26 protein-coding genes and 2 tRNA genes are annotated in these 24,217 nt (G+C 72.9%); 9 read left to right on the top strand and 19 right to left on the bottom strand.

All coding sequences use genetic code 11. The features are described 5' to 3' along the window. Window position 1: 1 nt before the first annotated feature. From AMPC_RS03545 to AMPC_RS03510, 8 genes are all read right to left on the bottom strand, one after another. On the bottom strand, window positions 2–778 hold the full coding sequence (locus AMPC_RS03545) for an enoyl-CoA hydratase-related protein (protein ID WP_248344380.1): 777 nt from the start codon (window positions 776–778) through the stop codon (window positions 2–4). Continuing rightward, complete coding sequence (locus AMPC_RS03540) at window positions 778–1,737, bottom strand: hydroxymethylglutaryl-CoA lyase (RefSeq protein ID WP_248344378.1); 960 nt, start codon at window positions 1,735–1,737, stop codon at window positions 778–780. The genes AMPC_RS03545 and AMPC_RS03540 overlap by 1 nt, the downstream gene beginning before the upstream one ends. An 18-nt stretch (window positions 1,738–1,755) precedes the next feature. Further along, window positions 1,756–2,175 (bottom strand): cobalamin B12-binding domain-containing protein, encoded by a 420-nt coding sequence (locus tag AMPC_RS03535; protein WP_248344375.1) that lies wholly within the window; start codon window positions 2,173–2,175, stop codon window positions 1,756–1,758. Window positions 2,176–2,272: 97 nt separating this feature from the next. Next, a complete protein-coding gene (locus AMPC_RS03530) occupies window positions 2,273–4,042 on the bottom strand; it encodes an acyl-CoA mutase large subunit family protein (RefSeq protein WP_248344373.1) in 1,770 nt (589 codons plus the stop codon). A 159-nt stretch (window positions 4,043–4,201) separates the two neighbouring features. Continuing rightward, window positions 4,202–4,275: transfer RNA gene (locus AMPC_RS03525), tRNA-Met, on the bottom strand. A 37-nt stretch (window positions 4,276–4,312) separates the two neighbouring features. Then, a complete protein-coding gene (locus AMPC_RS03520; RefSeq protein ID WP_248344372.1) occupies window positions 4,313–5,404 on the bottom strand; it encodes a lysylphosphatidylglycerol synthase transmembrane domain-containing protein in 1,092 nt (363 codons plus the stop codon). A 94-nt stretch (window positions 5,405–5,498) separates the two neighbouring features. Then, a complete protein-coding gene (locus AMPC_RS03515) occupies window positions 5,499–5,696 on the bottom strand; it encodes a DNA gyrase inhibitor YacG (protein WP_248344371.1) in 198 nt (65 codons plus the stop codon). A 3-nt stretch (window positions 5,697–5,699) separates the two neighbouring features. Beyond that, window positions 5,700–6,221, bottom strand: a complete 522-nt coding sequence (locus tag AMPC_RS03510) for a TlpA family protein disulfide reductase (protein WP_248344369.1) — start codon at window positions 6,219–6,221, stop codon at window positions 5,700–5,702. A gap of 114 nt (window positions 6,222–6,335) precedes the next feature. Here AMPC_RS03510 and AMPC_RS03505 point away from each other — a divergent pair, with 114 nt between their 5' ends. The 3 genes from AMPC_RS03505 to AMPC_RS03495 are packed head-to-tail and all read left to right on the top strand — an operon-like array spanning window position 6,336 to window position 9,564. Continuing rightward, entirely contained in the window at window positions 6,336–7,601 is a 1,266-nt protein-coding gene (locus AMPC_RS03505) for an efflux RND transporter periplasmic adaptor subunit (protein ID WP_248344367.1), read from the top strand. Window positions 7,602–7,609: 8 nt separating this feature from the next. Further along, the gene (locus AMPC_RS03500) at window positions 7,610–8,341 is read left to right on the top strand and encodes an ABC transporter ATP-binding protein (protein WP_248344365.1); all 732 of its coding nucleotides are present in this window, start codon (window positions 7,610–7,612) and stop codon (window positions 8,339–8,341) included. Next, window positions 8,338–9,564: an ABC transporter permease gene (locus tag AMPC_RS03495; protein WP_248344363.1), complete on the top strand. Its 1,227-nt coding sequence runs from the start codon at window positions 8,338–8,340 to the stop codon at window positions 9,562–9,564. The genes AMPC_RS03500 and AMPC_RS03495 overlap by 4 nt, the downstream gene beginning before the upstream one ends. 19 nt (window positions 9,565–9,583) lie before the next feature. Here the strand turns inward: AMPC_RS03495 and AMPC_RS03490 are convergent, their stop codons facing one another. The 4 genes from AMPC_RS03490 to alr form a co-directional block, all read right to left on the bottom strand. Continuing rightward, a complete protein-coding gene (locus AMPC_RS03490) occupies window positions 9,584–11,260 on the bottom strand; it encodes an MlaD family protein (RefSeq protein ID WP_248344361.1) in 1,677 nt (558 codons plus the stop codon). Between the two features lie 16 nt (window positions 11,261–11,276). Continuing rightward, the gene (locus AMPC_RS03485; RefSeq protein WP_248344359.1) at window positions 11,277–12,017 is read right to left on the bottom strand and encodes an ABC transporter ATP-binding protein; all 741 of its coding nucleotides are present in this window, start codon (window positions 12,015–12,017) and stop codon (window positions 11,277–11,279) included. Between the two features lie 2 nt (window positions 12,018–12,019). After that, the gene (locus AMPC_RS03480; RefSeq protein ID WP_248344357.1) at window positions 12,020–12,772 is read right to left on the bottom strand and encodes an MlaE family ABC transporter permease; all 753 of its coding nucleotides are present in this window, start codon (window positions 12,770–12,772) and stop codon (window positions 12,020–12,022) included. Window positions 12,773–12,850: 78 nt separating this feature from the next. Further along, the gene (gene alr / locus AMPC_RS03475) at window positions 12,851–14,011 is read right to left on the bottom strand and encodes an alanine racemase (protein ID WP_248344355.1); all 1,161 of its coding nucleotides are present in this window, start codon (window positions 14,009–14,011) and stop codon (window positions 12,851–12,853) included. 86 nt (window positions 14,012–14,097) lie between these two features. On the opposite strand from alr, the gene AMPC_RS03470 reads away from it, so the two are divergent. Beyond that, entirely contained in the window at window positions 14,098–14,517 is a 420-nt protein-coding gene (locus AMPC_RS03470; RefSeq protein WP_248344353.1) for a hypothetical protein, read from the top strand. A 13-nt stretch (window positions 14,518–14,530) separates the two neighbouring features. Here AMPC_RS03470 and AMPC_RS03465 read toward each other — a convergent pair whose 3' ends face one another. From AMPC_RS03465 to AMPC_RS03455, 3 genes are read right to left on the bottom strand one after another with little or no spacing between them, the layout of a single operon-like run. Next, window positions 14,531–15,232 carry an RluA family pseudouridine synthase gene (locus AMPC_RS03465; RefSeq protein ID WP_248344351.1) on the bottom strand — a complete coding sequence of 234 codons (702 nt, stop codon included), beginning with the start codon at window positions 15,230–15,232 and terminating at the stop codon, window positions 14,531–14,533. Next, complete coding sequence (locus AMPC_RS03460) at window positions 15,233–16,552, bottom strand: M16 family metallopeptidase (protein ID WP_248344349.1); 1,320 nt, start codon at window positions 16,550–16,552, stop codon at window positions 15,233–15,235. Beyond that, the gene (locus tag AMPC_RS03455; protein ID WP_404800662.1) at window positions 16,549–17,856 is read right to left on the bottom strand and encodes a M16 family metallopeptidase; all 1,308 of its coding nucleotides are present in this window, start codon (window positions 17,854–17,856) and stop codon (window positions 16,549–16,551) included. The genes AMPC_RS03460 and AMPC_RS03455 overlap by 4 nt, the downstream gene beginning before the upstream one ends. Before the next feature lie 141 nt (window positions 17,857–17,997). On the opposite strand from AMPC_RS03455, the gene AMPC_RS03450 reads away from it, so the two are divergent. Further along, window positions 17,998–18,240 carry a helix-turn-helix domain-containing protein gene (locus AMPC_RS03450; RefSeq protein WP_248344345.1) on the top strand — a complete coding sequence of 81 codons (243 nt, stop codon included), beginning with the start codon at window positions 17,998–18,000 and terminating at the stop codon, window positions 18,238–18,240. Here AMPC_RS03450 and AMPC_RS03445 read toward each other — a convergent pair whose 3' ends face one another. Continuing rightward, window positions 18,241–18,459, bottom strand: coding sequence for a hypothetical protein (locus tag AMPC_RS03445; RefSeq protein ID WP_248344344.1), 219 nt, complete (start codon window positions 18,457–18,459; stop codon window positions 18,241–18,243). Between the two features lie 140 nt (window positions 18,460–18,599). Here AMPC_RS03445 and AMPC_RS03440 point away from each other — a divergent pair, with 140 nt between their 5' ends. The 3 genes from AMPC_RS03440 (at window position 18,600) to AMPC_RS03430 (ending at window position 20,786) form a co-directional block, all read left to right on the top strand. Next, on the top strand, window positions 18,600–20,225 hold the full coding sequence (locus tag AMPC_RS03440) for an HAD-IG family 5'-nucleotidase (RefSeq protein WP_248344343.1): 1,626 nt from the start codon (window positions 18,600–18,602) through the stop codon (window positions 20,223–20,225). A 47-nt stretch (window positions 20,226–20,272) separates the two neighbouring features. Further along, window positions 20,273–20,371 (top strand) — tRNA-Sec (locus AMPC_RS03435). Window positions 20,372–20,393: 22 nt separating this feature from the next. After that, entirely contained in the window at window positions 20,394–20,786 is a 393-nt protein-coding gene (locus AMPC_RS03430) for a TraR/DksA family transcriptional regulator (RefSeq protein ID WP_248344342.1), read from the top strand. On the opposite strand, the gene AMPC_RS03425 is transcribed toward AMPC_RS03430, so the two are convergent. Further along, entirely contained in the window at window positions 20,777–21,301 is a 525-nt protein-coding gene (locus tag AMPC_RS03425; protein ID WP_248344341.1) for a DUF1440 domain-containing protein, read from the bottom strand. The genes AMPC_RS03430 and AMPC_RS03425 overlap by 10 nt on opposite strands. 179 nt (window positions 21,302–21,480) lie before the next feature. On the opposite strand from AMPC_RS03425, the gene AMPC_RS03420 reads away from it, so the two are divergent. Then, a complete protein-coding gene (locus tag AMPC_RS03420; RefSeq protein ID WP_248344340.1) occupies window positions 21,481–22,506 on the top strand; it encodes a hypothetical protein in 1,026 nt (341 codons plus the stop codon). A 27-nt stretch (window positions 22,507–22,533) separates the two neighbouring features. On the opposite strand, the gene uraA is transcribed toward AMPC_RS03420, so the two are convergent. After that, window positions 22,534–23,826, bottom strand: coding sequence for a uracil permease (uraA, locus tag AMPC_RS03415; protein WP_248344339.1), 1,293 nt, complete (start codon window positions 23,824–23,826; stop codon window positions 22,534–22,536). Between the two features lie 105 nt (window positions 23,827–23,931). Continuing rightward, a complete protein-coding gene (locus AMPC_RS03410) occupies window positions 23,932–24,141 on the bottom strand; it encodes a dodecin (RefSeq protein WP_248344338.1) in 210 nt (69 codons plus the stop codon). Window positions 24,142–24,217: the final 76 nt, after the last annotated feature.

Raw genomic sequence — 24,217 nt, 5'->3', positions numbered from 1 at the left:
CTCACTCTCCCGTGAAGCGCGGCCGGCGCTTCTCGGCGAAGGCGCGCAGCGCCTCCACCCGGTCGCGGGTGCCGAGGCAGTCCTGGTACATCCGGTTCTCGAGGTCGAGCGCCTCCTCGAGCGGCAGGTGGAACCCGCCGTCGAGGGCGCGCTTCGCCTGGCGCAGCGAGATGGGGGCGTTCCTCGCCACCTCCGCGGCGAGCGCCAGCGCCTCCTCGCGCAGCCGCCCCGGCGCGGCGATCCGGTTCACGAGCCCGAGCGCCAGCGCCTCCGCGGCGGCGACCCGCCGGCCGGTCAGCACGAGCTCCTTGGCGCGGGCCAGCCCGACCAGCCGCGGCAGCCTCGCGCAGGCGCCGCCGCCCGGGATGATGCCGAGCGACACCTCCGGGAGGCCGAGCTCGGCGCCCGGGGTGCAGAGCCGCAGGTCGCAGGCGAGCGCGAGTTCCAGCCCGCCGCCCAGGGCGGCGCCGTTGATGGCGGCGATGGTCACCTTGGGCGACTGCTCGAGCCCGCGCAGCCCCTCGCGCAGCTCGCGGTGGAAGGCGTGGACCTCCTCGTCGGACATCGAGGCCCGCTCCTTCAGGTCGGCGCCGGCGCAGAAGGCCCGGTCGCCCGCGCCGGTGATGACGACGGCCCGAAGCTCGCGCCGGCTCGCCGCCCGCGCGCCCAGCTCGGCGAGCCCGCGCAGCACGGCGCGCGAGAGCGCGTTGCGCCGCGGCTCGAGATCGATGGTCCAGAGCTCGGTCTCCCCGAGGTCCTCGACCTTCCAGGCGTCCATCACCTCGACGCTAACGGGTCGGAGCGCGTCCGGCCAGCCGTTCGCGCGGCAAGCTCCGCCTGGAGCGCCTTCCCGGGGAGGGCGCGGCCGACGAGCCGCTGCGCCAGGGCGCCCGCGTCCACCAGCCGCTCCCAGGAGATCCCCGTCTCGTATCCCATCCCGAGGAGCATGTGGACGAGGTCCTCGGTCGCGAGGTTGCCGGAGGCGCCGGGGGCGTAGGGGCAGCCGCCGAGCCCGCCGATGGAGGCGTCGAAGGTCGCGAGCCCCGCCTCGAGCCCGACGAGCACGTTGGCGAGCGCGCAGCCGCGGGTGTCGTGCATGTGGAGCGCGACCTGCTCCGGGCGGGTCCGGGCCAGCAGCCGCGAGAGCAGCTCCCGGACCTGGTTGGGCGTCCCGAGGCCGACGGTGTCGCCGAGCGAGACCTGGTAGCAGCCCAGGGCGAGCAGCCGCTGGGCGAGGGCGATCACCCGGCCGGGATCGACCGGCCCCTCGTAGGGGCAGCCGAACGCGGTCGACACGTAGCCGCGCACGCGCAGCCCCGCCGCCAGCGCCGGGCCGACGACCTCGTCGAACGCCGCGAAGGTCTCGTCGATGGTCTTGTTGACGTTCTTCCGGTTGTGGGTCTCGGAGGCCGAGACGAAGACCGCGGCGTCCACGGCGGGACCGTTCGCGCCGGCCTGGTCGAGCGCGCGCCGCAGCCGGGCGAGCCCGGGCGCGTTCGGGACGAGCGCCACGTAGCGCAGCTCCGGCGAGGGCGGCAGGCTCTCCACCAGCCGGTCGGAGTCGGCGAGCTGCGGGATCCACCGCGGGCTGACGAAGCTGCCGGCCTCGATGCGCTGCAGGCCGGCGGCGGCGAGCGCCGCCACGAGCTCCAGCTTCTCCTCCAGCGGCAGGACCGCCGGCTCGTTCTGCAGTCCGTCGCGGGGTCCGACCTCGTAGACCGTGACGTGCGGGGCCATGCCCCCTTGCTAACCGGCCTAGGCGGCCGCCGCTCGGGGATGCACGTGGGCGCGGATCCAGTCCACCACCGCCTGGGTCGCGGTGCCGGGCAGGAAGACCTCGGCGATGCCGTGCTCCTTGAGGCGCGGGACGTCGTCCTGCGGGATGATCCCGCCGCCGAACACGACCACGTCGTCCATCTGCTTCTGCTTCATCAGGTCGGTGACGGCCGGGAAGAGCGTCATGTGCGCGCCCGACATGATCGACATGCCGACCGCGTCCACGTCCTCCTGCAGCGCCGCGGCGACGATCATCTCCGGCGTCTGGTGCAGGCCGGTGTAGATGACCTCGAAGCCGGCGTCGCGGAGGGCGCGGGCGATGATCTTGGCGCCGCGATCGTGGCCGTCGAGGCCGGGCTTGGCGACGAGGATGCGCAGCGGGCGCTGGGACTCGGTCATGTGGCGCGTCTCCGGAGCGGAAGGTCGGGTGAGAGAGTCTACTACCCCAGGTGCGGGTCGGGGCCAAGAACGCGCCCCGGGCCGGCACCCTCCGGGGCTAGAACCGCCCGTCCTCGCGATACGTTCCGAAGACCTTGCGGAACACGTCGCAGACCTCGCCCAGCGTGGCGTACGCCTTCACCGCCTCGATCACCGGCGGGACGACGTTGCCGCCCTCCCGGCAGGCGCGCTCGACGCGCTGCAGCGCCTCGGCCACCCCCGCCGGGCTCCGCGACCGCTTCACCGCCGCGAGCCGCTCCTGCTGCGCCCGCGCCACCGCCTCGTCGATCCGGAGGGTCGGGATGCCGCTGCCCTCGTCCCCCTCGGTCCGGAAGCGGTTCACGCCGACGATGGTCCGCTCCCCCCGCTCGACCTCCTGCTGGAACCGGTAGGCGCTCTCGGCGATCTCGCGCTGCGGGTAGCCCTCCTCGACGGCGCGGATCATCCCGCCCATCTCGTCGATCCGGCGGATGTGCTCGAGGGCGCGCCGCTCCACCTCGTCGGTGAGGTACTCGACGTAGTACGACCCGGCGAGCGGATCGGCGACCCGGTCGGCGCCCGACTCGAACCCGATGATCTGCTGGGTCCGCAGCGCGATGGTCACCGCCTCCTCGGTCGGGAGCGCGTAGGTCTCGTCGAGCGAGTTGGTGTGGAGCGACTGCGTCCCGCCCAGCACCGCGGCGAAGGCCTGCAGCGCGGTGCGGACCACGTTGTTGTAGGGCTGCTGGGCGGTGAGGGACACGCCGGCGGTCTGGGCGTGGGTGCGCAGGAGCAAGGACTCCTTCCGCTTCGCCCCGAACCGCTCCTTCATGGTGCGCGCCCAGATCCGGCGCGCGGCCCGGAACTTCGCCACCTCCTCGAAGAAGTCGTTGTGGACGTCGAAGAAGAAGGAGAGGCGCGGCGCGAAGTCGTCCACGGCGAGGCCGCGCTCGACGCACTGCTGGACGTACTCGATCCCGTCCGCGAGGGTGAAGGCCAGCTCCTGGACCGCCGTCGCCCCGGCCTCGCGGATGTGGTAGCCGCTCACCGAGACCGGGTTCCAGCGGGGCATCTCCCTCGCGCAGAACTCGATCATGTCGCAGACGATCCGGACCGCCGGGCGCGGCGGGACGATCCACTCCTTCTGCGCGATGTACTCCTTCAGCATGTCGGCCTGGAGCGTGCCGCCCAGCCGCTCGCGCGGGACGCCCTGCCGCTCCGCCACCGCGACGTACATCGCGAGCGCCACCACCGCGCTCGCGTTGATGGTCATGGAGGTGGTGACCTCGCCGAGCGGGATGCCGTCGAAGAGGACCTCCATATCGCGCAGCGAGGAGACGGCGACGCCCTCCTTGCCCACCTCGCCGCGGCTCATGGGGTGGTCGCAGTCGTAGCCCATGAGCGCCGGCATGTCGAAGGCGGTGGAGAGGCCGGTCATCCCGTGCTGGAGGAGGTACTTGAAACGCCGGTTGGTGTCCTCCGGCGAGCCGAAGCCGGCGAACTGGCGCATCGTCCAGAGCCGCCCGCGGTACATGGTCGGCTGCGGGCCGCGGGTGAACGGGTACCGCCCGGGGTAGCCGAGGTCGCGGCGGAAGTCCTCCTCGCGGCGGCTGGCCGGGTCGAGGACGTCGGGGATGGGGATCCCCGAGTCGGTCTCGAACCGCTCCTTCCGGCGCGGCATGCGGGCGAGCGCCGCGGCGAGCTCGCCCGCGGTCCAGGCCTCGCGCTCGGCGAGCACCCGCGCGAGCGCCTCCCGATCGTAGACCGGCTCCCCGGCTCGCTCCGGCGCGGCGGGGGTGACACCCCGCGCCGCGCCCCGCGGATCCTGCAGCTTCGTGCTCGAGCTCATGGCAGCCCCTTCCGGAAGATAGTCTAGGGCGCCTGGCCGCCGCCGGCGCGGCTACTTCGCGTCCGCCGCCCCGCGGGCGCGGCGAGGCGGCGGCGCGGCATACGAAGAAGGCCCCCTGGTGAACCCAGGAGGCCTTCGAAGAGCAGCGATGCGGTGCAGTGGTGAGGGGGAGAATCGAACTCCCGACCTAGGGATTATGAGACCCTCGCTCTAGCCGTCTGAGCTACCTCACCGAGGCGCGCGGTTTATAGAGCCAACGGCGCAGGGCTGTCAACGAACGCGCGCATCGCCGGCGCGCGGCCCCTGGCCGCCCCGCTCGGCCGCGGCGTACTCCGCCTCCTCCGACTCGAGCCCCTCCTCCATCTCCTGGGGGGCGGCGAAGATCTGGCCGAGCTTGATGTGGCGCGAGAAGAGGAAGGCGAGGCCGAAGGCCACCTGCTGGAAGAGCTGCGCCGCCCACATCACGTTGGCGTAGGCGTTGCCGCGCGTGGCGACCGCCTCGGCGGGCGCGAAGAGCGAGAGCGAGAGGATGATGGCCGCCTGGAAGGTCCCGACCATCCCGGGGCCGGCGGGGATCATCACCCCGACCACCAGCACGCCGAGGACGGTGTAGGCCTGGACGAAGCCGAGGTCGAAGCCGAAGCCGCGAGCGAGGACCTGCACCCCCACCCCGTTCACCGCCCAGTAGACGAAGGTGAGGAGGAAGAAGAGCGCGACCTTCCGCTTGCTGGGGACGAGCCGGAGCCCGTGGATGAAGGCGTCCACCATGCCGGCGGCGCGCTCGGCGAGCCGCGGCGACACCGGGTCGAGCAGCCGGTGGAAGATCCGCACCGCCAGCGCCCGGTTCCGGTAGCCGACCACGAGGAAGACGAGCAGCGCCGCGAATGCCAGGAACACCAGCACGCCGGCCACGCGGAGCACGTGCAGCCCGGGGGTGCCCTCGGGCACGGCCAGCAGGGTGAAGATGAGCAGCATGGCGGTGAAGAGGCCGTCCGCCACCCGCTCCACCACCACGCTCGAGAGCGCCGCCGAGACGCGCACCCGCGGCCGCTCGGCGACGAGGTAGGGCCGGGCGAACTCGCCGAGCCGGAACGGCAGGATCATGAGCGCCATGAAGCCCACCGCGGACACCGCGTTCAGCCGGGCGAACGGGATCCGTGCCACCGGCTCGAGCAGGATGCCCCAGCGCACCGTCCGGATGAAGTGGATGGCGACGAGGATGGCGAAGTACGGGACGAGCCAGCGGTAGTCGGCGGCGCGGGCCGCCTCCCAGATCGCGCCCAGGTCCTTGCCGCGCAGCGTCAGCCAGAGCGCGCCGCCCGAGATGGCGAGCCCCGCCACCGCCTGCAACAGCCTTTTCATCCGTTCCGCCGCTCCCCGGCCGCGGGGGCCGTGCTCGCTCCCGGCGGGCGCGCCTCCGGGGCGCGGCACCCATACCACAGCCCGCCGGGCGGAATCACTCGGCGTCGCCGTCGTCGGCCGGCTCGCCGGCGGGCGGCTCGTCGCCGAGCCGGGGACCGGGGATGCGGTAGTCCTCCGAGAGCCACTTGCCGAGGTCCACGAGGCGGCAGCGGTCGGAGCAGAACGGGTAGTGGCGGTTCTCGCCCCGCGGCGCCGCGGGGCTCTTGCAGATGGGGCAGCGCACGCCGCCCATCTATCACGCCCGCGGGCAGGTCGCCGGCAGCAGCGGCCGGAGCGCCCGCTCCAGCGCCTCCCGGTCGATCGCGCCGGCGAAGACCTTCGCCACCTTCCCCTCGGCGTCGATGAGGAAGGTGTTCGGGTACCCGGTCACCCGGTAGCGATCGCCCGCCGCGCCGTCCTGGTCCACCAGCACCGGGTACGGGATGCCGTACTCGGCCGCCTTGCTGGCGATCTGCGCGGGCTTGCCCGACTCCTCGGCCACCCCGAGCAGCTCGAAGCAGCCGTCCTTGTGCTCGCGCCAGACCTGGGCCAGTTCCGGGATCTCGGCCCGGCACGGGCCGCACCACGTCGCCCAGAAGTTCACCGCGACCACCTTGCCCCGGTACGCGGAGAGGTCCACGGTCCGGCCGTCCGGGGTGGGCAGCGAGAGGGCCGGCGCCGCGCCGGCGGGAGCGGTGGGGGCGACGCGGTGGGTCCAGACCTGGGCCGCGATCACCACCACCGCGGCGAGGCCGAGCAGCTTGAGCCAGCTTGTCATTTCGTGTTCGAGTATAGCGGCGGCATAAGGAGTCGCCCCACCCCAACGGCGGCGGTTAACCCGGGCGCCCCTCCGGGGGTCGTGACGCGGGGCGCCTGCTCGCCCTCTCCCACCATGACCCCACGCCGGCTCCTCCCCGCCCTGCTCCTCCTCACGCTCGCCTCCGCCTGCCGCCGCGCCCCCGCGACCGGCTACCGGACCGAGCCGGTCTCCCGCGGCGCCCTCGCCGAGGTGGTCTCGGCCACCGGCGACGTCTCCGCCATCGTGACGGTGAACGTCGGCTCGCAGGTCTCGGGCACCATCTCGAAGCTCTACGTGGACTTCAACTCGACGGTGAAGAAGGACCAGATCCTCGCCGAGATCGACCCCCGCCTGTTCCAGGCCGCCCTCGAGCGCGCCAACGCCTCGCTCGCCGCCGCGCAGGCCGACGTCGTCTCGGCCCAGGTGGCGCTGGTCGCGGCGGAGCGCACGTTCCAGCGCAACCGGGAGCTCCTGCAGCGCAGCCTCGTGGCCCAGGCCGACCTCGACAACGCCGAGACGGCGCGCGACGCCGCGGCCGCCCAGGTCCAGTCGTCGCGGGCCAAGGTGCTGCAGGCCCGCGCCGACCGGGACACCGCCGCCACCAACCTCGCCCTCTGCCACATCCGCAGCCCCATCGACGGGGTCGTCATCTCGCGCAGCGTGGACGTGGGCCAGACCGTCGCGGCGGCGTTCCAGGCCCCCACCCTGTTCCTCATCGCCAACGACCTCACCCGGATGCAGATCCTCGCCAACATCGACGAGGCCGACGTGGGCAAGGTGAAGGAGGGGCTCGAGACCCGCTTCACCGTGGACGCCTACCCCGGGGAGACGTTCCACGGCCGGATCCGCGAGGTGAGGCAGGCGCCGAGCACCATCCAGAACGTGGTCACCTACGCCGCGGTGATCGACGCCCGCAACCCGGAGCGGAAGCTGCGCCAGGGCATGACCGCCGCGGTGACCGTCACCACCAGCCGGCGCGCCGACGCCCTCCGCGTGCCGAACGCGGCGCTGCGCTACCGCCCGGCGGGCGAGGCCGGCGGCGGGCGCGGCGCCCCGGACGCCTCCCCCGGCGAGCGGCGCGCGCCCGGCGCGGAGCGGGGCGGGGCGCGCGGCCAGCGCCCCGTGAGCCTCGCCTCGACCCCGCCGGCCGGCGGCGAGGCACCGCCCGCGGGCCGCCCGGCCCGGGTCTACCGGCTCCAGGGCGGGAAGCCCGCGCCGGTGGACCTCCTCGTCGGGATCTCCGACGGGCACGCCACCGAGGTGGTCTCGGGGCTGGCCGAGGGCGACCAGGTGATCGTCGGCGACTCCGGCGGCCCGAGCGGCCAGGCGCCGGGCGGCCCCCGCCGCGGCCCGTTCTAGGGAGCGCCATGAACCTCTCCGAACAGCCGGTGGTCCGCGCCGAGGCCATCGAGAAGGTCTACCGCATGGGCGACGTGACGGTCCCCGCCCTGCGCGGCGTCTCCCTCGACGTGCTCCCGGGCGAGTTCGTGGCGGTGATGGGCGCCTCGGGCTCGGGCAAGAGCACCTTCATGAACCTGGTCGGTTGCCTCGACCGCCCGAGCGCCGGGCGCTGCCTGCTCGACGGCGAGGACGTGGGCAAGCTCCCGCGCGACGCCCTCGCGCGGGCGCGGGGCCGGGCCATCGGCTTCGTCTTCCAGGGCTTCAACCTCTTGCCCCGTACGAGCGCCGTCGAGAACGTGGAGCTGCCGATGCTGTACCAGGGCGTGCCGGCCCGAGAGCGGCGCGCCCGGGCCGCCGACGCGCTCGCCCGCGTCGGCCTCGGCGACCGGCTCGACCACACCCCGGCGCAGCTCTCCGGCGGCCAGCAGCAGCGGGTGGCGGTGGCGCGCGCGCTCGTGAACCGCCCGAAGCTCCTGCTGGCCGACGAGCCGACCGGCAACCTCGACTCCGCGACCAGCGTGGACGTGATGCGGATCTTCCAGGAGCTCAACGACGAGGGGCTCACCATCCTGCTCGTGACGCACGAGCCGGACATCGCCGAGCACGCCCGGCGGATCGTCACCTTCAAGGACGGGCGCGTCCTCTCCGACGTGCCGGTGGCGCGGCGGAGGCTCGCGGCGGGCGAGGCGCGCTCGTGAACCTCTTCGCCTCGATCCGGACGGCGCTCCGCGCCCTCGGCCGGAACAAGCTCCGCTCGTTCCTGGCGATGATCGGCATCGTCATCGCGGTCGCGGCGGTGGTGGCCACGGTGGCGCTCGGCCAGGGCGCCCGGGCCAAGGTGGCCGACCAGATGGCCTCCCTGGGGGCGAACCTCCTCATGGTGGTCCCGGGCTCGATGATGAGCCACGGCGCCGCCACCGGCGCGGGCGCGACCCAGAACCTGGTCCTGGACGACGGCCGGGCGGTCGAGCGCGAGCTCGGCCGCAGCGTGGCCGCGGTCGCCCCGGTGAACCGCACCGGCGCGCAGGTGGTGGCGGGCGATCAGAACTGGTTCACCCAGGTCATCGGCACCACCTCCGCCTACCTCGCGGTGCGGCAGTGGCCGCTCGCCGCGGGCGAGCCCTTCGGGCGCGAGGAGGAGGCGGCCGGCGCCAAGGTCTGCCTCCTCGGCCAGACCGTGGCGGAGAAGCTCTTCGGCCAGCTCGATCCGGTCGGCGAGCAGATCCGCGTGAAGCACGTGCCCTGCAAGGTGGTCGGGGTGCTCGCCCCGAAGGGCCAGGGGAACTGGGGCCAGGACCAGGACGACGTGGTCCTCATGCCCTGGAGCACGCTGGTGCGCCGCATCCAGGGCACGCAGTCGGACGTGGTCGGCATGCTCATGATCACCGCCCGCAGCGGGGGCCTGCTCGCGGACGCGCAGCGGGAGGCCACCGCGCTGCTGCGGCAGCGCCACCACCTCGCCGAGGCCGCCGAGAACGACTTCCAGATCCGCAACCTCACCGAGATGCAGAACGCCGCCAACGAGCAGACCGCCACCATCTCCCTCCTGCTCGGCTCGGTGGCGCTCATCTCGCTGCTCGTCGGCGCGATCGGCATCGCCAACGTGATGCTGGTGTCGGTGACCGAGCGCACCCGCGAGATCGGCATCCGGATGGCGGTGGGCGCCCGCGGGCGCGACGTGCTCTACCAGTTCCTCACCGAGGCGGTGGTGCTGGCGGTGGTGGGAGGCCTCGTGGGGCTCGGGCTCGGCGCCGTCGTCGCCAGGGTGATGGCGGCGAAGGCCCAGTGGCCCACCCTGCTCTCGCCGACGGTGATGGCGGGCACCGTCGTGCTCGCCGGGCTCGCCGGGGTGGCGGCCGGCTTCTACCCCGCGCTGCGGGCCTCGCGGCTGGATCCGATCGAGGCGCTGCGCTACGAGTGATCGGGGCGGAGGGCCGCCGCTAGCGGCCGCCGCTCACCGATCCGACCGCGCCGCCGACCGCCCCGAAGAGCGCCTTCAGGTCGTCGTCGGTGAAGAACAGGCCGGCGCCGAAGAAGACGTCGCTGCCGAGCGCGAACTTGGGGCCGCCGGGGTAGTGGCCGGCGCGCCAGGCGTTGAGGAAGTCGTCCGACCCGACCGTCAGGTACAGGTGCTGGAACGGGCTGTAGTCGGCCCAGAGCTTGGCGCGCGGCAGGACCGACTGGTCGGGGCGCGAGAACTGGTAGAGGTTCACCGAGATCTTGAGCGCGTCGTCGAGCAGGTGCAGGTCGGCGCCGGCGCCGCCCGAGCTCTCGATGATGCCGATGCGGAAGGTGGCCGGCCCGAACCGCTTCGCGAACTCGGCCGAGAAGAGCACCTGCTGGATGTCCTGCGTGGTCGCGCTGGCGATGGTGGTCTGGTAGCCGATCCGGTTGCCGGCGGCGTCGCGCGTCTCGGTGGTGGTCGTGGTGTTGACCACGCTCTTGTAGCCGCGCGGGTCGTTGATGATCTCGAAGAGGTAGTACTTGTCCGGCCGCGGCAGGATCTTGAGCCCGAAGTAGGTCTTCGAGCCGCGCTCGTTGAGGAGCCACTCCGAGCGCATCCCCACCTCGAGCTTGAGCCGGGTGAGCCGGTCCACGTAGTCCGAGGCGCCCTCGATGGCGTTGCCGAGCTTCTTCCCGAGCCGCTCGTCGGTGAGGAGCTTGCCGGCGACCCCCTCGCCCGCCGCCATCTTGGACGAGATCTTCTTCACGTCCTCGAGGCTGTCGTTCACCTTGGCGAGCGCCTGGGCGACGCCCTTCATCTGCTCGCTCTCGGCCTGGCGCGTGCCGCCCGGCGCGGCGGCCGGCCTGCCCGGCGCGCCTGGTGCTCCGGGCGCGCCCGCCCCGCCCGGCACGCCGCCCTGGGTCCCGAGCACGGCCTGCACTCCGGCGAGCACCTGCTTCAGCTGCTCGCTCGCGTCCTGCAGGTTCTTCGCGATCGCCATGTACTTGTCGCGATCGGTGTTGGTGACGCGGCGCAGGTCGGCCGAGACCGAGTCGGCGTTCTGCAGGATGTCGCTCACGGTCCGGGTGTTCTCGGCCACCGCGGTGTCGAGGTTGCTGGAGATGCTCTGCAGGTTCTCGATGATCTGGCGGATCGAGCCGCGGGTCCCGGTGACGGTGTCGGCGAGCCCGGCGGAGACCGTCTGCAGGTCCACCGTGATCTTGGAGACCGACTCGAGGAGCTTGGCGACGCTCGCCGCCTCGCGGACGCACTTCACCTCGCGATCCTTCTCCGGGAGGTCGCGGAGCAGCGGCAGGCTCGCCGAGCCGAGCGACGCCTCGAGCACCGCGTCCGGCAGGAGCGTCGAGGGGAAGCGCTTCGTCACGCAGGCGTCCACGCGCAGCGGGATGTCCTGCTTGATGCGCAGGTCGAGCCGGCCGCGCCCGCCGGCGAGGGTCACCGCCTCGACCTCGCCCACCTGGATGCCCGCGATCTCGACCCGGCTCTTCCAGGTGAGCCCGGTGGCGTCGTCGAAGTAGGCGAAGACGACGTAGCTCTCCTTCTCGGAGTAGCCGCCCTTCTTGAAGAAGGTGAACGCCACGAGGAAGGCCACGCCGCACACGGCGGCGAGGATCCCGACGGCCAGGGCCTTGTTTCGGAGCGGCTTGTTCATCCGGGGGGGAGCGCCCTCACTGCTTCTTGAACCAGTAGGAGAGGAACTTGCGCACGAAGGGGTCGTCGCTGTGGCGCACCTCTTCCGGGGTGCCCTGCGCGGCGATGTGGCCATCGTAGAGCACCGCCAGCCTGTCGGCCACCTTGAAGGCGCTGGCGATGTCGTGGGAGATGACCATGCTCGTCACCCCCAGCCTCTCCTTCGCGGCGTCGATCATGCTGTCCACCGAGTCGGTGGTGATCGGGTCGAGGCCGGTGGTCGGCTCGTCGTAGAGCACCACCTGCGGGTCGGTCACGAGGGCGCGGGCCAGGGCCACGCGCTTGCGCATGCCGCCGGAGAGCTCGGAGGGCCACCGCGGCAGCACCTCCTCGCCGAGATCCACCACCCGCAGCTTCTCGACCACCCGGGCGCGCACCTCGTCCGCCTTCATGTGCCGCCGCTTCTCGACGAGCGGGAAGGAGACGTTCTCGAACACGGTCATCGAGTCGAAGAGCGCGGCGCCCTGGAAGACCATGCCGAACATCTGGCGCGCCTGCGTCAACTCCTGCCCGGAGATCGACGACATGTCGATGCCGTTCACGCTGACGTGCCCGCGATCCGGGTGGAGCAGGCCGATGACGTGCTTCATGAGCACGGTCTTGCCCGAGCCGGAGCCGCCGAGCACCACGAAGGTGGTGCCCTTCTCGACCTTGCAGTCGATGCCCTTCAGGACGTGGTTCTCGCCGAAGGACTTCCAGAGGTCCACCACCTCGATCACGCTCAGCCTCCCACCGTGACGAGGGTGATGAGGTAGTCCACCACCAGGATGCCGATGGAGCACATCACCACCGCCCGCGTGGTGCTCTCGCCCACGCCCTTGGCGCCGCCGCTCGCCCGGTAGCCTCGGTAGCAGGTGATGAGGGCCACCACGAAGCCGAAGAACACGGCCTTCACGAGGCCGGAGAAGATGTCCTTGTGCTCCACGAAGGTGCGGGTGTGCTCGATGAAGGGGCCGGCCGGGATCCGGGAGACGCCGACCCCCATGGCGTAGCCGCCGGCGTAGCCGAGCACGTTGAAGAGCATGGTGAGCAGCGGGAACATCACGATCGACGCCAGCACCCGGGGCACCACCAGGTACTGCACAGGGTTCACCGCCATGGTCTCCATGGCGTCGATCTGCTCGGTGACGCGCATGGTGCCGAGCTCGGTGGTGATGGCGCTGCCGGAGCGGCCCACGATCATGAGCGCGGTGAGCACCGGCGAGAGCTCGCGGGCGAGCGCGATGGCGACCGAGCCGCCCACCAGCCCCTCGGCCCCGAGCTGGCGCATGGCGTAGTAGGTCTGGAGGGCCAGCACCATGCCGGTGAAGGTGCCGGTCACGCCGACGATCATCACCGAGCCGACGCCGATGGCGGCCATCTGGCCCACCACCAGGGCGAGCCGGAACGGCGGCCGGAAGGTCCAGGCCAGGACCTCGCCGGCGAAGAAGATGAGCTCGCCGAAGTCCTCGAACGCCGCCCGGAACCTGCTCACCGACACCCTCCTCGGCGGCCGCGCGCCGGCCGCCCCTCTCCCTTACCTTCTCGCGGGGGCGGAGGGAAACATTCTCGGCTAGCGGCCCTGCCCCACGTAGGCCCGGGGGACCCGCTGGCCCACGTTGCAGAGGATCTCGTACGAGATGGTCCCGGCCTTCTGGGCCAGCTCGTCGGCGTCGATGCGCGCCTCGCCCTGCGTGCCGAGGAGCACCACCTCGTCGCCGAGCTCCACCCCGGGCACGTCGGTCACGTCGATCATGCACATGTCCATGCAGACCGTGCCGGCGATGGGAGCGCGCCGCCCGCGCACCAGCACCTCCCCGCAGCCGAAGCCGGGGCGGCCGGAGAGCCGCCGGTGGTAGCCGTCGGCGTAGCCGAGCGGCAGGGTGGCGATGCGGGAGGTCCGGGGCGCGACCCAGCGCCCCCCGTAGGACACGGCGGTGCCCGCCGGCACCGTCTTGAGGTGGGTGATCCCGGTGGTCCAGCGCAGCGCCGGGCGGAGCGCGGCGGCCGCCTCGGCGGCGCGGGGCGGCACCGGGCCGGGCGGCGCGAAGGGGACGTAGCCGTAGAGCATGATCCCGGGGCGGGTCAGATCCTGCCAGGCCTCCGGGAACTCCAGGGTGCCGGCCGAGTTGGCGAGGTGGCGGTAGCGGAGCGGCAGGCCGGCCGCCTGCAGGGCCGCCGCGGCGTCGTCGAAGCGCCGGACCTGGAGCGCGGTGAGCTCCCGGTCCTCGAGGTCGGCCGAGGCGAAGTGGGTGCAGAGCCCCTCGATGGCCACCTCCGGCGCCGCCCGGGCGGCGTCCACGAACGCCGCCAGCTCGCCGGGCGGGAGGCCGATGCGGCCCATGCCGGTGTCGAGCTTCAGGTGGGCCGCCGCCCGCACGCCGGCGGCCCGCGCCGCCGCGGCGAGGCCGGCGAGGTGGTCGCGGCGGAAGACGAGCGGCGTCAGCCGGTGGGAGACGAGGAGGTCGTAGCGCTCGCCGTAGGCGGCGCCGAGCACGAGGATGGGCACCTCGAGCCCCGCCTCGCGGAGCTCGACGCCCTCCTCCACGAGGGCCACCGCGAGGAACGGCGCCCCCTCGGCCGCGAGCCGCCGCGCCACCGGCACCGCGCCGTGGCCGTAGGCGTTCGCCTTCACCACCCCGATGGCGGGCCGGCCGGCCGAGGCGCGCGCGAGCCGGTAGTTATGGGCGACGGCGTCGAGATCGACGGTGGCGAGCGTGGGCCGGATCGGCATGTGGGAGAAGGTGACGCGAACCGGCGCGCCGGTCAAGCGGACGTCGCGCGCACTTCCGCGGCGAGATCGCTATACTGCCGCGCCCTATGGCGAAGGTTGGCGGCGAAGTCGATTGTCTCTGCACGAAGTGCGGGCTCACGCTCGCGCACACGGTCATCGCGATGCTCGGTGACCAGCCCGTGAAGGTGGAGTGCAACACCTGCCACGGCGTCCACAAGTACCGCAGCGCCCCCGCCGGCAGGCCGGCCGGCGCCGGTCGCTCGGCCGCCGGGAAGCCGGCCCGCGCGCCCGCCGCCCAGAAGGTCGTGATCGGCTTCGACGAGCTGCTCCGCGAGCGGAACATGGCCGCGGCCCAGCGCTACTCGCCCAAGGTCACCTACGGGGTGGACCAGGTGATCGAGCATCCCACCTTCGGCCTGGGCTTCGTCTCCGAGGTGAAGGACGGCGGGAAGGTGTCCGTCACCTTCCGCACCGAGGTGAAGGTGCTCGTGCACGGCAAGGCCTGAGCGGCCCGGCCCCCTACCCGCCTCGCGCCGCCTCCAGGGCGCGCGAGAGGTCGGGCGGGAGCGGCGCCTCCAGCGACAGCTCGGCGCCCGTGATCGGGTGCGCGAGGCGCAGCCCGGCCGCGTGGAGCGGCGTGCGGGACAGCACCGGCTCGCCGGCGGCGGTCCGGAGCGGCGCGTCCTCGCCGTAGGCCGGATCCACGGCGAGCGGGAACCCGCCGGCGGCGAGGTGCACCCGGATCTGATGGGTGCGGCCGGTCTCCGGGAGCGCCTCCACGAGCGCGAGATCGGGCAGCCCGCTCCCGGGCCTCGCCGGGAGCGGCTCGAGCGTGCGGAAGCCGGTCGCCGACGGCTTGCCGCGGGGGTCGCCCTCGGCCACGGCCTTCATCCGCCCCTTCCGCCCGGCGGCGATGGGCGCCTCGCTGCGCCAGGCGGCGGGCGGCAGGCCGCGCACCAGCGCGAGGTACCGCTTCTCGACGGCCCGGCCCTCGAAGGCGAGGCTCAGGGCGCGGTGCGCCTCGGCGCTGCGGGCGAAGAGCAGCAGGCCGCTCGTGCCGCGGTCGAGCCGGTGCACCACCCAGAGCCGGCCGTGCACCGCCTGCAGCTCCTCCTGCAGCGTCGGCTCGGGCGCGCCCCGGCCCGGGATGACGATGCGCCCCGGCGGCTTCGCCACCGCGAGCAGGTGCGCGTCGATGAGGATGGGCTCGAGCCCGCTCACCTAGACGAGGCTCTTGCCGGAGACGACCCGCACCGGGCCGAAGCGCGCGAAGGACTTCTCGAGCTGCCGCGCCGGGCCCACGGCCACCACCACCCCGCGCTCGACCGGGAAGTGGCGCCGCGCCACCTCGGCGCAGTCCGACGGCGTGACCGCGCGGACCCGCGCCCGGTAGCCCGCCACCTCGTCCCGATCGACGCCGTAGAGGGCGACCTCGGTGAGCTTGTCCGCCACCTGGTCGTGCGTCTCGAGCGCGAGCGGATAGAGGCCGCAGAGGTAGGCGCGGGTCCGCTCCAGCTCCTCCTCGGTCGGGCCGCCGTCGCGGAAGCGGGCCGCCTCCGAGAGGAGCAGCTCCACGAGCTCGGCCGCGCTCTCGTTCTTGGTGAACGACGACATGTAGAAGAAGCCGGCCGCGCGGCTCGCGGCGAACCGGCTCCGCACGCCGTAGGAGAGCCCGCGGTTCACCCGCACCGCCTCCATCAGGCGGGAGGTGAAGCCCCCGCCGAAGACCGCGTTGGCCACCAGCGCCGGGAAGTACTCCGGCGAGGCGCGCGCGAAGGCCGGGACCGCGACGCGCACCTGCGCCTGGGTCGCGTCCGGCCGGTCCACGATCACCACCTCGCGCGACGGGTCGGCGGGGGCGCCGAGCTCCGGAGCGGGCTCGGCCGGCGAGCGCCAGCCGCCGAGCTTGCGCCGGACGAGCCGGAGCGCGGCCGCCGGATCGAGCGCGCCCACCACCACCAGCACGGCGTTGCGCGGCCCGAACCAGCGCCGGTGGAAGCCGGTCACGTCGGCGCGGGTCGAGGCCGCGAGGTGGCGGGCCCGGCCGTCCACGGGGTGGCCGTAGGGGTGCTTGCCGAAGACGGCCGCGATGGTGGCCCGATCGGCCACCGCCCCCGGCTCGTCGAGCAGGTGCGCCAGCGACGCCACCTCGCGGCGCCGGATCCGCGACAGCTCGCCCGCGGGGAAGGTGGGGCCCGCGACCACGTCGGCCACCACGTCGATGAGCTCGGAGAGGAACTCGGAGGGAGCGGAGAGGCCGAAGTAGCTGGCGTCCTCGTCGGCGCCGGCGCCGAGCTCGGCGCCGAGCCCCTCGACCTCCTCGTCCACCTCGCGCCCGCTGCGCCGGGCCGTGCCGCGCCGCGCCGCCTGCGCCACGAGGTGCGCCAGGCCGTGCCGGCCGGCCGGGTCGAGCGCCGCGCCGGCCCGCACCAGGAGCCGCACCGCGCAGAGCGGCACGCCCTCGCGGCGGGCCAGGATGATCTGGAGGCCGTTCTCGAGCGTCTCGTCGACGATCGGCGGCAGGGAGATCTCGTCGCTCACCGCACACCCTCCGGCTCGAGGACCACCACCGAGCGCTTCGTCGGATCGAGCCAGCTGGCCGCGACCCGCTTCACGTCGCGCGCCGTGACCGTCTCGTACTGCGAGAGCGTGCGCCCGGCCTCGCGCCAGTCGCCGAGGAGCGCCTCGGACTGGCCGAGCGCGTGGGCCACGCCGTTGTGCGTCGAGAGCTCGTGCAGGACCGCGCTGCGCAGGAGCCGCTTCGCCCGGCGCAGCTCGCCCGCCGAGACGCCGCCGGCGGCGACGCGCGCCAGCTCCTCCCAGAGCGCGCGCTCGGCGCGCTCCAGCTTCACCCCTGGCGCCACCTCGGCGAAGACGAGGAAGACGCCGGGGTCGATCCGCCAGCCGTAGCTCGCCGACACCGAGACGACCACCTCGTCCTGCTCCACCATCCGGCGGCGCAGGCGCGAGGACTCGCCCACGGCGAGGCAGGTCTGGAGCAGGTCGAGGGCCGCGGCGTCGGGGCTGCGGGCCTCGGGGGCGCGCCAGCCGGCCAGCAGCGCCGGGGCCTGGGCCGGGAAGCGGATGGTCGCCCGGCGCTCGCCCCTTTGGGTCGGCTCGCCGCTGCAGACCGGCGGGGGCCTCGGCCCGGAGGGGATGTCCCCGTAGTGGCGCTCGATGAGCTCCAGCGTGGCGCGCGGGTCGAGGTCGCCCACCACGTAGACCGCCGCGTTGTTGGGGGCGTAATAGGTCCGGAAGTATTCCTGGCAATCTTCGCGCGAGATCCGCTCGATGTCGTCCATCCACCCGATCACCGGCCAGCGGTACGGGTGGGAGAGGAACACCAGCGACTCGAGCTGCTCTTCCATCAGGCCGAAGGTCGAGTTGTCCGTCCGGAGCCGGCGCTCTTCCTTCACCACCTGGCGCTCCTGCTCGAGGGTCTCCGGGGTGAGCGCCAGGGAGCGCATCCGGTCGGACTCGAGGTCAACGATCGTTTGCAGCGCGTCGGAGGCGGAGTCGTCGTGGTAGACGGTCAGGTCGTTGGAGGTGTACGCGTTGGAGGTTCCGCCGCGCGACTCGAGCACCCGATCGAACTCCTTCGGTCCGTACTTGGAAGCGCCGTTGAACATCATGTGTTCGAAGAGATGGCTGATCCCGGTGAGCCCCAGCCGCTCGTTGCGCGAGCCCACCTGGAAGAAGGTGTAGTAGCTCACCGTCGGTGCGGAGCGCTCTTCGAGGAGTCGTACGCGCAGTCCGTTCGGAAGGGTGTGGGCGATGACGCGCTCGAGCGGCAGGACCGGACCGGGTGTACGTGTAGGCACGTGTCTCCTCCGGGCGCGCAAGATAGCGGCGACCGGTGGGCGCGTCCATTGGATGAAAGGCGCCCGCTCAAACCGAAGGTCCGTGGACGCGGCGATGGGGAGGGTCTAGAAGACCCTACGACAGATGGCTGACTACACGTCAAGTCAACCACCGAGGGCACACTGATGGCCACGAAGTCCAAGACCCAGCGCGACCCCCGGCGAGAGGTGCTGCGAGAGCTGGGCGACCGCATCCGGCTGCTCCGACGCAAGCGCGGCCTCACCCAGGAGGATCTGGCGGAGGCGCTCGATCTCTCCGTGGCCTACGTCAGCCTCATCGAGCGCGGCGGCCGCAACCCACCGTTCACCACGGTGGTGGCGATCGCGCAGGCGCTCGGCGTCGGCACCAGCTCGCTCTGCGGCGACTAGCTAGTCGGGGCGGCCGCACTCGACACAGCGCCCCGCGCGCCGCCGGAGCGGCAGGCCGCAGCCCGGGCAGCGCTTCACCTTCCGCTTCGGCTCCGGCGGCTTCGCCGCCCGACCGTCGCCCCTGGGCGCCCGCCCCGACTCGATCCGGCCGACGCGCTCCTCCAGCGAGGCCAGGCGGGCCAGCAGATCCTCGAGGGTGGCGGGGGCGCGACGAGCCATCCCGGCAGCCTGCCACAGCGACTCCCCCGGTCAACTTCGCGCGCTCCCTTCGGCGCCCCCGCACGCGGGTGGCGCTTGTGGCGCACCCGCACGCGGGTGGCGCTTGTAGCGCACCCTGACGCGGGTTATCTCGTCGCGAGATGGCGACTCCTCCTGCCCCGCTCGACGCGACCGCCTCCCCCGGACGTGCCTACGACGATCCCGAGCTGCAGGCGCTCCTCGCCCGGCCGCACCCCGGCCACCGCGAGGTCCCGCGGGCGCGGCAGATCTTCGTCAACCGCAACCTGCGGATGGACAAGGTCGAGCTCGTCGGGTTCGACATGGACTACACGCTCGCCATCTACCAGCTGCGCCACCTCGAGGAGCTCGCCTTCGAGCTGACGCTGGCGCGGATGGTGTCCCAGCTCGGCTACCCGCCGGCGGTCGGATCGATCCGGTACGACGCGGAGTTCGTGATCCGCGGGCTGGTGATGGACAAGCAGACCGGGAACATCTTCAAGATGGACCGGCACAACCACTGCGGCCGCTGCTACCACGGCCGGCGGCCGCTGCCCCACGAGGAGATGCGCCGGCTCTACCGGGACGAGAAGATCCACCTCTCGCTGCCGCGCTTCGCCTGGATCGACACCCTCTTCGCGCTGCCGGAGGCCGCGCTCTTCGCCGAGATCATCGAGCTGCTCGAGGGGCAGGGGCAGCGGGTGGACTACGGGAAGCTCTACGAGGACATCCGGGAGTCGATCGACACCGTCCACCGCGACGGGACGCTCAAGGAGATCGTGAAGCGGGACCTCGCCCGGTACCTCGTGAAGGACCTCGAGCTCGGGCCGGCGCTGCACAAGCTCCGCTCCGGCGGCAAGAAGCTCTTCCTGCTCACCAACTCGCTCGCCGACTACACCGACGCGGTGATGACGCACATCCTCGACGGCGTGCTCCCGGAGTACCCGAGCTGGCGGAACTACTTCGACGTGGTCATCACCGGCGCCGGGAAGCCCGGCTTCTTCGCGGACCGGCGGCCGCTCTTCGAGGTCGGTCCCGACCTCGCCCGCGCCGGCGAGGCGCGCAGCCTGGAGCGCGGCCGCCTCTACGAGGGCGGCGACCTCGCCACCTTCGAGAAGCTGGTCGGGATCGGCGGCGACCGGGTGCTCTACGTCGGCGACCACATCTACGGCGACATCCTGCGCACCAAGCGCAGCTCGCTCTGGCGCACCTGCATGATCGTGCAGGAGCTCGAGCCGGAGCTGGCCTGGCTCGAGCGGAACGAGGCGGGGCTCGCGGAGCTGGGGCGGCTCGAGGAGCTCCGGGCCCGCGTGGACGACGAGCTCTCGCTCCACCGCACCGGCCTCAACGCCCTCGACCGGCGCCTCGACCGGGAGGCCCTGCCGCCCGGCGCGCGCGAGGAGCTCGACGCCGAGCGGCGCCAGCTGAAGCACGAGCTCGAGCAGCTCCGCCACGCGGTCCGCGACGCCAACGCCCGCATCGAGGCCCTCCAGGGCCAGATCGAGGAGGGCTACAACCGCTACTGGGGGCTCACCTTCAAGGAAGGGAACGAGAACTCGCGCTTCGGCGAACAGATCGAGGACTACGCCTGCCTCTACACGAGCCGGGTCTCCAACTTCGTCTTCTACTCGCCCATGCAGTACTTCCGCTCGCTGCGGGCGGCGATGCCGCACGAGCGGCAGGGGCACCGGCTCAACCCCTACGGCGACGAGCACGCCCCCGCGGTCGCCGGCTCCCGCCCCTCCAAGTGGTCGAAGGCGTCGAGGTAGCGAGCCCGCGCTTGACCGGGGAGCGCCCGCCGCATAAACCCGGCGGTGGTAGGGCTTCCCAGGCTGGTGCCGGGCCCGGTCTTCAAAACCGGTGAATGGTGCTGAGAGGCGCTGTTGGGGGGTTCGATTCCCCTGCTCTACCGCCAATTTCAGGGGAGGCTCCGATACATGACTCCCAAGAAGCTCGCCGCCGTCCGCGCCGCCCTGCTCCGGCTCCGGGAGGAGCTGGTGCGCGCCGGTCCGGCCCGGATCGAGCCGAACCGCCAGGACCCCGCCACCACCGGCGTCGCCGACGAGGACGCGCAGGCGCTGTCCGAGATGCTCCAGTCGCTCGCCTCGGCCCGAAACCGCGGCCAGTCCGACCTCCTCGCGCTCGTGGACAAGGCGCTGCACAAGCTCGACGCCGCGCCCGAGGACTTCGGCCTGTGCGAGGACTGCGAGGAGGAGATCCCGGCGAAGCGGCTCGCCGTCATGCCCTACGCGCCCCTCTGCGCCGAGTGCCAGGCGAAGCGCGAGCCGCGCCGCCAGGCCACCCGGCGCCACCTCACCGACTACAAGTGAAGGGCGCCGGAGAGCGTCCGCCACGCCCCGGCGGTGCTCGCCCCGTACACGAGGTGGGCCGCGAGCGCCTTGCCGTGCACCGACGCGGGATACCGCCTCGGGCCTCCCGCCCAGCCGAGGAGCGGGACGATCAGCTCGTCGCCTAGCGCGAACACCAGCGCCCCGAAGGCGACGCCCGAGAGCAGGGTCGGCCAGCCGAGCCGGTGCTCCGCGATCCCGTACAGCGCCCCCCACCCCGCGCCCGTGGCGTAGTGGACGACCTCGGCCCCGAGCGCCTTGCGCCGGCCGTCGAGCGGGATCCCGAAGGGTCGCGCCAGCGCCTCCGCCGCCCGGTAGGTGGCCGGCTCCCCCGATCCAGAGGCCTCGCGCTCGCTCCGGCGGGTCTCCTCGGTGCCGAGCCGCTGGAGCACGCTCGCCTGGACCCGATCCATCACCCAGGACGCGGCGAGCCCTCCGAGCGCTCCCAGCAGCGCGTCCCCCGCCCAGCTCCCGGCCCGCCTCTCTCGACCCCACATCGCGCACCTCCCGCGTGGACCTCGGCAATGTGGGGCTGGGTGCCCTCCTTCGGCAGCGGGTCCGACTGCGCCGCGGACCGGTCCCGGTCGAGTCCTTGGCGGCACCCCAACAGGTACCTCGACGGGGCGGTCCCGATACCCGACCCTGTCTCGCGAAACGTTCGTTTAGAGGGGGAGCCGTGCAGACCGCGCCGACGCGTGTGGTCCTGGAGGTTTCGCGCCCGCCGCCCGGAGACGGGGACGGGGACAGCGCGCCGCACCAGATGCCGTTCCGGGTGCTGGCGAGCGCGGTGGACCGGGTGCTCCGATCCACGCCCAGCCCGGTCCGGTTCGTCTGGGACGGGGCCGAGCCGCTCTCCGCGGGACGGTGGTTCTACGAGAAGGCGGTCGCGCTGGAGCAGGAGTTCGCCCGGCCCGGGCAGCGCCTCGAGAACGAGGTGGTCACCTCCGGCGCGCTGCTCGACGACCCGTGGGCCGACTTCCTCTCGGCGCGCCGCTTCGAGGTCTCGCTCCGGCTGCCGGGCGCAGCGGGCGCGGAGCCGTGGGAGGACGAGCAGGCGGCGAGCGCCGGCGCCCTGCGCGCCGCCCGGCGGCTCCGCCCGCGCTCGGTCGCGTTCCGGGTCCTCGCCGGGCTGGAGCACGTGGCGGCCGATCCCGCCCGCGCGCTCCGCTCGTTCGAGCGGGCCGGCGTGCCCGAGCTGTCGTTCCGGCCGGCGGCGCTCCCGGAGAGCGGCGACGACCCGCTCGACCCGGCCCGGGCCGCGCAGCTCCTGGCGCGCCTCTTCGACGCCTGGCTCGAGCTGGCGCCCTCCAGGCTCCACCTGCCCGACCTCCGCGACCTGGTGGTCCTGGCCGAGCGGCCGCAGGGAGGCGGGCCCCGCGAGGGCGAGGCCCTCACCGTCCGGGTGGACGGCAAGGTGGAGCTCGGCGGCGGGGCGGGATGTTGCAGGCTGGAGGAGCTCGACCTCGCGGCGCTGCCGCGGGGGGCGAGCACCGGGCCGAAGCCGCGCTCCGGCGATCGCTGCCACTGGAACGCGTGCTGTGGCGGAGCCGGCGCGGGCCGTGCCCTCCTGCGGGGGCTCACGCGCGCCGCTTGCGGCGAGGACTGCCCGGCGCGCGCCCTGCTCGAGCACGTGCGGGCGCGCCTCGGGGGCTCGGGGCGGCGCCCGTCGGCGCACGCGGCTCCGGCGGCGACCGGGGACTGACCCCCGCCCGCCGCCGGAAGGCGCCCGCTACACGTCCGGCTCGGCGACGGGGGCCTGGCCCTCGAGCGCCTTGGTGTGCGGGAGGATCAGGTTGAGGAGGATGCCCACGTAGGTGGCGAGCGGCATCTCGGAGAAGGTCACCCCGCCGATGTCGATGTGGGCGCCGCCGATCCCGATCACCAGGATCACCGAGGCGATGATGAGGTTCCGCTTCTGCGAGAAGTCGATGCCGGCCTCGACCAGCATGCGGACGCCCTGCGAGCCGATGATCCCGAAGAGCAGGATGCAGATGCCGCCCATCACCGGCACCGGGATGGTGTGGATGAAGGTGCCGACCTTCGGGATGAAGGACATCACGATGGCGATGACGGCGGCGCCGCCGATGACCCACACGCTGAAGACCCGCGTGATGGCCATGACGCCGATGTTCTCGCCGTAGGTGGTGTTCGGGGGGCCGCCCATCATGCCGGCCACCGCGGTGGCCACGCCGTCGCCCGCGAGCGACCGGTGGAGGCCCGGCTCCTTGAAGAAGTCGCGCTCGCAGACCTTGTTGGTCACGATGAGGTGGCCGATGTGCTCGGTGATGACGACGAGCGAGATGGGCGCGAGGGCGAGGACCGCGCCCCAGCTCAGCCTCGGCAGGACGAAGCCGGGCACGGCGAAGAGCTGCGCCGAGGCGACCGGCGCGAAGTCCACCTTGCCGAGCGCGAGGGCCACGGCGTAGCCGCCGACGATCCCGATGAGGATGGGGATGACGCCGAGGAAGCCCTTCAGGAAGACGGCGGCGCAGATGGCGATGCCGAGCGCGATGAGCGCGATCGTGAAGGAGGTCGAGTTGTAGCCGCCGATCGCCGCGCCGGTCGCCATGTCCACCGCGACGCGGGCGAGGCCGAGGCCGATGACCACCACCACCGAGCCGATGACCACCGGCGGCAGGAGCTTGTCGATCCAGCCGGTGCCGAACTTGTAGATGGCGAGCGCGACCAGGATGTAGAGGAGGCCCACCACCACGCAGCCGCCCATCGCGGTGGCGATGTGGCTCGCGTCGGCGACCTGCCCCGGCTTCACGCCGAGCAGCACCGTGAGGGCGCCGATGAAGGCGAAGGAGGAGCCGAGGTACGCCGGCACCTTGCCCTTGGTGATGAAGATGTAGAGCAGCGTCCCGACGCCGCTCGAGAAGAGCGTCACCGAGGTGTCGAGCCCGACGAGGTACGGCACCAGCACCGTGGCGCCGAACATGGCGAACAGGTGCTGCAGGCTGAGGGGGATGCTCTTGAGGAGCGGGAGCCGCTCCTCGACGTCGACCTTCGTGACGGCCATTCACGTCTCCTTGTCGGGGGCCCGGCACCCGTCCGGGCCCATAGGCTCTAGCCGAAAAAGAGCCGACCGAAAAGGAGGAACCGAGGAAGGTCCGCCGCGGGTCGCTCAGTGGCCCTCGATCTTGAAGCCGATCCGGATGGTCACCTGGAATTCCGCGACCTTGCCGTCCTTGATCACCCCGCGCTCCTCGACCACCTCGAACCAGTTGAGGTGGTGGAGGGTCTTGCCGGCCTCCTCCACCCCGTTCCGCACCGCCTCGGCGAAGCTGTTGGGCGAGGTTCCGACGACTTCGATCTTCTTGTAGGTGCCGGGCATGGCTTGGTGTCCCTCCGGGGTTGGGCCCGCGACGCGGGCGCTCGGGGTCAACCTAACGCGCGTAGCGGTCGCCCGC

The organism is Anaeromyxobacter paludicola, from assembly GCF_023169965.1.
GTDB lineage: Bacteria > Myxococcota > Myxococcia > Myxococcales > Anaeromyxobacteraceae > Anaeromyxobacter_B > Anaeromyxobacter_B paludicola.
This window is presented reverse-complemented; position numbering and strand designations above follow the sequence as displayed.